This is a genomic window from Sphingomonas sp. 2R-10, from assembly GCF_030062225.1.
Classification (GTDB): domain Bacteria; phylum Pseudomonadota; class Alphaproteobacteria; order Sphingomonadales; family Sphingomonadaceae; genus Sphingomonas.
Genome location: NZ_JASCXF010000069.1, coordinates 1 through 7,231, shown reverse-complemented (window position 1 = coordinate 7,231; position 7,231 = coordinate 1). Strand labels below are relative to the sequence as shown.

Here is a 7,231-nt window from a genome sequence, read left to right as displayed (position 1 = left end):
GGGTGGGGGGGCATCAGGGGTGTTCCGGGATGCGGATGTTAAACGAAGCGCCGCCGGACGGGGCGCGGGTGATGGCGATGGTGCCGCCGTGCGAGCGAACCACGCCGTAGGCGATGGCGAGGCCGAGGCCGGTGCCCGACCCGACGTCCTTTGTCGTGAAGAAGGGTTCGAACACGCGTTCGCGGCGATCCTCCGGGATGCCGGGGCCGTTGTCGTCGATGCGGATCACGAAGTGGCCCTCGCCGACGGATGTCGTGATCGCGATCTCGCCGGCCTGCGGATCGACCGCGTCGGCGGCGTTGGCGACGATGTTCATCACGACCTGGTTCACCAGTGCGCCCGAACATTCGAGCATCCGCGTCGCCCCATAGGCGCGCACCACCCGCACCGTACCCAGCCGCGGCGCGAGCAGCGTCAGCACCGCATCGATCGCGTCGGGTATGTCGATCCGCGACACCTCTCCATCGTCGAGGCGCGAGAAGCGGCGCAGCTTCACCACCAGTTCCTGGATGCGGGTCAGCCCCGAGCGGATCGACTGCAACCGGTCCGATGCCCTGGTCAGCAGCGCGGCACGGGTCGCGTCGTCGCCGTCGCGTGCCCCGGCCACCGCGCGCTCGACGGTCGCCTGATGCGCGAGGATGAAGGCGAGCGGATTGTTGATCTCGTGCGCGATGCCGGCGACCAGTTCGCCCAGCGACGCCATCTTGGCCGACTGCACCAGTTGCGCCTGCGTCTCGCGCAGCAGGGCGTTGGCGCCGGCCAGTTCGGCATTGGCCTGCGCCAGCCGTTCGGCCGAATCCGCCTCGGCCCGCGCCTGCGCCAGCGCGATCGCCTGCGCGCGTTCGCGGGCGATGCCGGCGGCTTCCTCGTCGCGCGCCAGTTTCCGCCGGACGATCGCGCGGATGCGGACCAGCAGCATGTCGCCATCGGCCCCGCGCGAGACGACGTCGTCGGCCCCGGCGGCAAGGCCCGCCAGCATCGTCGCCGGCGCGGCATCGTCGGTCAGCGCGACCAGCGCGACGCCGCTGGTGCGTTCGGTGCGATGCCCGTCGAGCTGCGCGGTCAGGCCGAAGCGGGTGGCCCCGTCGCGCTCCACCACGAGGATGCCGTCGGCACTGTCGCCATCGATCGCGGAGAGCGCGGTGGCGAGGTCGTCGACACAGGTCAGCTGGTAGCCATCGGCGGTCAGCTGCGCCACCAGCCGGTCGGGATCGCCCGCAACCGGTTCGAGCAGCAGCAGCCGCGGCTGGCGCAGCGCCGGGGCGGGGCCTTCGTCGACCGGGCGCGAACGCGACTGGCGCAGCAGCGACCGGACGCGCGACACGATCAGCTCGCCGCCGCCGCTCTTGGGCACATAGGCGTTCGCGCCGCTGTCCAGCCCCTGGCGTTCGACGTCGGACGCGGCGTCGCCGGTCAGCATCAGGATCGGCAGCGTCCGCGTCGCCCCGGTCTGGCGCACGATCCGCACCAGTTCGTCGCCGTTCATGCCGGGCAGGCGGTAATCGACCACCAGCAGGTCGGGACGGGCATGGTTCAGCGTTTCCAGCGCGGCTTCGGCATCGCGGGTGCGATCGACGCGCAGCCCCGCGCGTTCGAACATCCGGCGCAGTTGCAGCGCCTGCGTATCCGAATCCTCGATCAGCAGGATCGACGCGCTGTCGCTCACCGTTGCCGCTCCAGCACGCGGCGGACATGCGGCGCGATCAGGTCGAGCGGGAGCGAAAGGGCGCCGGCGCGCTGCGCGGCGGCGGGCATGCCGTAGACGACCGACGTGCTGGCGTCCTCCGCCACCGCCTGTCCGCCCGCTGCCAGCAGCGCCCGGACTCCGGTTGCACCGTCCTCGCCCATTCCCGTCAGTACCACGGCGAGCGCCGCGCCGTCGAGCGCGACCGCGGCGCTTTCGATCAGGCGGGTGGCGGAGGGGCGTTGTCCGCCGACCGGCCCGTCGTCGGCGACGCGCAGCGTGCCGCCCCGCCCGACGACGAGATGCGCGTCGCCGGGGGCCACATGGATCGTGCCCGCCACGGGCAGGTCGCCGCTGCGGGCGATCGTCACGCGTTGCGGCACCACGCTGTCGAGCCAGCTCGCGAACCCTTCCATGAAGCTGGCGCCCATATGCTGGACCAGCAATATCGGGACCGGCAGGTCGGCGGGCAGCGCGCCGAACAGGCGGGCGAGGGCGGGCGGGCCGCCGGTCGATGCCGCCACCAGCAGCATCGTCGCGGCACGCTGGCGCGGCGGCTGGACCGGGACCGGCGCCGCGATGTGCATCCGGCGGCGGACGACCGCCACCTCGCTCATGATCGCCAGCTGGGTGCGGATTTCGTGCGCGACCTGCGCATAGGCCGCATCGCCCAGCCCGACCGGCTTTTCGACGACCGACAGCGCGCCCGCCCGCAGCGCGTCCATGCTGTTGCCCATCGCCCCGCCGTCCATGCTGGCGGAAATCACGACGATCGGCGTCGGATGGTCGGCCATGATCCGGCGCGTCGCCTCCAGCCCGTCGATACCGGGCAGGCGGATGTCCATCGAGATGACGTCGGGTCGCAGGCCGGGCAGCGCGGCGATCGCTTCCTCGGCGGTCGCGAAGCTGCCGGCGACGGCGAGGCGCGGGTCGCTGTCGATAATGTGCGTCAACAGGGTCCGGACGACGCCCGAATCCTCCACGATCATCACACGCGCGGGTGGCCTGGTCATCGGCATCGCGGTCAGATCAACTGCTGGACGACGCCGATCAACATGCCCTGATCGAAATCCTGCTTGGTCACATAGGCGTCGGCGCCGAGGCTAAGACCGCGTTCGATATCGTCGGGGCTGTTGCGTGAGGTCATCATGATGACCGGTAAAGATCGGAGCGCCGGATCGTTCCGGATCGCGGCCAGCAAGCCGAAGCCGTCCATGCGCGGCATTTCGACGTCCGCCACGACGAGGTCGATCGCATCGAGCCCCGAGCGGAGCCGTTCGAGCCCGGCCAGACCGTCGACCTCGATCAGGACGCGGTATCCCTGCGCCTCGAGAATGCTGCGTTCCAGCGTACGGGTGGTGATCGAATCGTCGACGACGAGGATCGTCTTCGCGCCCGTTTCCGCGTTCGGCACGGCGAACGGGCGGGGCGCGGCGGCGGTGCGGTCGCGCACGAGGTGGACGGGGTCGAGCACCAGCACGACCTCTCCGTTCAGCAGCACGGTGCCGAGCAGCATGGGCAGGTCGGCGGCGATCGCGGTTGCGTCACCCACCAGCAGCGCCCGCACGTCGCGCAAGTCGTCGACGATCAGCACGCGGCGCAGGCCGTCGGCGGCGATCACGACGGCGCGCAGCAGCGCGCCCGGTTCGGCGGCGGCCACGCCGAGCGCATCGGCCAGATACAGCACCGGCAGCGGATCGCCATCGACCGGCAGCAGCAGGTCGGACCCGCTGGGCGCAAGGTCGGCCGGGTCGACGCGCAGGACCTGCGCCACCGCGTCGGCAGGCAGCGCGCAGACCATGTCCCCGACCTCGACGAGCAGCAGCGTGCGGCGGGTCAGCGTCACCGGTACTGCGATCGAGACGATCGTGCCGCCGCCGGGCGCCGGCGCGATCGTGGCGGTGCCGTGCAGCCGCCGTGCGACCTCCGCCACGACCGACAGGCCGATGCCGCGCCCGGCGACCTCGTCGAGCCGGTCGGCGGTCGAAAATCCCTGTTCGAACAGCAGGGCGTGCAGCGCCGCGCCACGCGGGGCCGGGGCGTCGGGTGCGATCAGCCCGGCGGCGCGGCCACGACGGACGATGGCGGCATCGTCCAGCCCGGCACCGTCGTCGCGGATGGTGATCGTCATCCGCCCGCGATCGATCCGGGTGTCGATGGCGATCGTGCCGCCCGCTTCCTTGCCCGTCGCACGACGGCGATCGGGCGGTTCGATGCCGTGCCGCACGGCGTTGCGCAGGACGTGGAGCAGCGGGTCGCGCAGGGCGTTGAGCACGCGGCGATCCGCCTCGCCATCGGTATCGGTCGTGACGAGGCGCGCATCCTTGCCCTCGGCAGCGGCGAGTTCGCGGACGGCGCGTTCATATCCGTCGAACAGCGTCGCGACGGGTTGCAGCAGCAGCCGTTCGCCATCGCGTTCCAGTTCGGTGCCGGAGCGGTCGAGCGCGTCGCGCAGCCGGCCATGGAGGCGGCGGATACGGTCGAGTTCGCCGATCGCCTGCCGCATCCGGCGCGCGGCTTCGCTGTCGCCGGCGGTGGCGAGCAGGGGGGCGAGTGCCGCGAGATCGTCGGCAAGCCCGCTCAGCCGGTCGGCGACCTGCCCCTGTTCGGCGATCTGCGTCGCCATGACGTGGAGCGACTGGCCCAGTTGCTCGACGTGGTTGCCCGACACGGCGAGGCGGCGTTCGGGTTCGGCGTCGCCGCCGGTGTCCGGAGTGTCGGGGGCGGCGCCATCCTCGATCGCATCGGCCAGCCGGCGCAGGTCGGCGATGGCGGCGGCGTCCATCGCGCGGTCGCCGCGTTCGATGGCGAGGAGCAGCGCTTCGGCCTCGTGCGCCGCCGCCTCGCTGTCGGGCAGTTCGACGGCGCGCGCCGCGCCCTTCAGGCTGTGCGCGCGGCGGCTGAATTCACGCAGGTCGACCGGCCGGCCCGCATCGGCGTCGGCGAGCGCCGCGCGGATGCCGGCCATATGTTCGGCCAGTTCCGACGCGAACGCCACCAGCAGTTCGGCCTGAAGCTCGTCCACCGCGCGCCGTCCCGTATCAGAGCCGGTAGCGTTCGGTCAGCCCGACCAGCGCGCGCGACAATTCGCCCAGATCGCTTGCCGCCTGATCGAGCTGGCGGGTGGAGGCGGCGGTCTGTTGCGATGCCTCGCGAATGTTCTGCAGCGCGATGGTGACCTGTTCGATGCCGATCTGTTGCTGGTTGGTGGAGGCGACGATCTGCTGGAAGGTCTGCACGTTTTCCTGCACGCGCGCGGCCAGTTCCTCGATCGCGGCATGGCCGGCATCGGTGCGTTCCTTGCCCGATGCGACGCGCTTGACCGCTTCCTCGGTCAGCATCACCGACGAATTGATGCCGCGCTGGATATCGCCGAGGATCGAGCGGACGTTGCGCGTCGCGCCCTTTGCCTGATCGGCCAGCAGCTTCATTTCCGATGCGACGATCGCGAAGCTGCGCCCCTGTTCGCCGGCCGCCGCCGCCTCGATCGAGGCGTTGAGCGCCAGGAGGTGCGAGCGTTCGGACACGTCGTTGACGGTGGCGATGATGTCGCCGATCGCCTGCGTTTTTTCCGACAGGGCGACGATGTTGGCGGCGACCGCTTCGGCCTGTTCGCGGATCGCATCCATCGCGCGGGCGGTGTCGCCGACGGCGGACAGTCCGGCGTCGCTGACCTGTGCGGTCGCCTGTGCCTGTGCGATCACCTCCTGCGCGCGACGGGTGATCTGCGCGCCGCTGTGCGTGATCTCATCGACGGTGGCGGCGGTTTCCTGCACCGCGGCCAGCTGTTCCTCGACCGACGCCGCCTGTTCCTGCGTCGAGGCGCGGATTTCGGTGGTGGCGGCGTTCAGGTCGTTGGTCGCCGCGCGGTTCTGCGTCGCGATGGTGCGCAGACCGCCGACCATGTCGTTGAGCGTGCGGCCGAGCCGGCCGAGTTCGTCCTTGCCGGTGGCGTCGGTGGTGGTCGACAGGTCGCCTTCGCCGATCCGCCCGACGAACCCCATGAAATTGTCGAGCGGACGGACGATCGAGCGGCGGGTGGTGCCCGCGACGGCGATGGCGATGGCGATGGCGACGATCAGGCCGAGGATGATCGACAGGCGGCTGGCGTTATAGACTTCGCGGGTGGCGTCGCGCCCCTTTTCGATCGCGACGTTCAGCGTCTCGCGCGCCTGGCTCACGCGGGCGACGGTGCCGGCATGGTCGCGCACGATATCGGACTCGATCGCCAGCACCCCGGCGCGGTCGCCGTTGTTGATGGCGGTCAGCTGCGTCTCGACGTCGGCGCGGGTCTGGGCCAGCGCGCGCCCGGCATCGGCCAGCTGCCGCACCATGCGCGCCCACAGTTCGGACCGGGTGCCGGTCACCGAATTGTTGCGGTACGCCTCTGCCGCGCGCTCCTGTTCGGCGATGCCGCGCTGCGCCTCGTCGATCGCGGCGCGCCAGCCGGTGGTGGCCTCGCGCACGCCGGCATTGTTGCCGGTCAGGAACGACTGGACCAGCGCCGATCGCTGCTCGACCTTGCGCGACAGGGCGTGGTCTATGCGGTTCAGCGCCTCCATCGAGGTGAGGTCGCGTTCGACGATCAGGTCGACGGTGGTGCGCACGCCACCGATCTGGACGAGCGCATAGACGCCGAGCGCGAGGAGGATCGCGGTGAGCGCGGCGAAGCCGGCGGCGATCCGGGTGGAGACGGACAATCCTTATCCTTCCTGAAGACGGGACGGGAGCAGTGTTTCGATCAGCGAAGCCGGGTCGATGCGGGTCAGCCGCCCGTCCCCCTGCGCGACGAGGCGGGTGAGGGCCGGTGGCGCGTCGTCCTGCGGCACGGTCACGACGCCGGCCAGCGCATCGACCGCCAGCGCGATGCGCGGGGCGTCGTGGCGCAGGACGATCATCGCCGTGGACGCCTTCGGCTCGCGTCCGAGGACGGCGGCGAGCGCGAACAGGTTCACGACGGTGCCGCGCCATGCGACGAGGCCCAGCAGGGCGGCGGGCGCATGGGGCAGGCGGGTGACCTTCGGCAGGGGCGCGACCGAGCGGACACGGTCGATCGGCAGGCCGTGGGTGACGCCGCCGAGGTCGAAGGCGAGCAGCGTTTCCTGCGCGCGCGCGACCGCCGGGGGCCGCGACAGCGCACGCTGGCGGGCGAGCAGGATCGCGGCGATCGCATCGGCGTCGAGGCCGTCGGCTACGATCGGCGGCGCGCTCATCGGGGGTTTCCGATCGCGTGGCGGATGGCGGCGGTCATCGCGCCCGCAGTCATGCCGTCGCCTTCGGCCAGTTCGGTCGCCGGGTCGAGCCTGCCGGCGACGCGCAGCGCGTTGGTCAGGCTGCGGCGGCCATCGGGATCGCGGCCCTGCGCCAGCAGGTAATGGCCGAACTGGTAATGCGCCATGGCGAACGACCGGTCGAGATACAGCGCGTCGCGAAAGGCGCGCTCGGCACGGTCCTTGTCGCCGCGGGCCAGTGCGTCGAGCGCGGCGGAATAATGCGCGACGGCATCGGGCGGGCGGGTCACCGACGGGATCGGTGCCGGTGCGGGCT

General features: G+C 71.5%; 6 protein-coding genes. All 6 read right to left on the bottom strand.

The window, feature by feature from the left end:
* Positions 1-13: 13 nt before the first annotated feature.
* Entirely contained in the window at positions 14-1,666 is a 1,653-nt protein-coding gene (locus QLH51_RS19470; protein WP_125662636.1) for an ATP-binding protein, read from the bottom strand.
* A complete protein-coding gene (locus tag QLH51_RS19465; RefSeq protein ID WP_125662633.1) occupies positions 1,663-2,697 on the bottom strand; it encodes a chemotaxis protein CheB in 1,035 nt (344 codons plus the stop codon). The genes QLH51_RS19470 and QLH51_RS19465 overlap by 4 nt, the downstream gene beginning before the upstream one ends.
* An 11-nt stretch (positions 2,698-2,708) precedes the next feature.
* Positions 2,709-4,709 (bottom strand): hybrid sensor histidine kinase/response regulator, encoded by a 2,001-nt coding sequence (locus QLH51_RS19460; RefSeq protein ID WP_125662630.1) that lies wholly within the window; start codon positions 4,707-4,709, stop codon positions 2,709-2,711.
* Between the two features lie 16 nt (positions 4,710-4,725).
* The gene (locus QLH51_RS19455) at positions 4,726-6,384 is read right to left on the bottom strand and encodes a methyl-accepting chemotaxis protein (protein ID WP_125662627.1); all 1,659 of its coding nucleotides are present in this window, start codon (positions 6,382-6,384) and stop codon (positions 4,726-4,728) included.
* Positions 6,385-6,387: 3 nt separating this feature from the next.
* Entirely contained in the window at positions 6,388-6,897 is a 510-nt protein-coding gene (locus tag QLH51_RS19450; protein ID WP_125662624.1) for a chemotaxis protein CheW, read from the bottom strand.
* Positions 6,894-7,231: hypothetical protein (locus tag QLH51_RS19445; RefSeq protein WP_206429320.1), on the bottom strand; the 338-nt coding region annotated here is incomplete at its 5' end. The genes QLH51_RS19450 and QLH51_RS19445, both read right to left, overlap by 4 nt.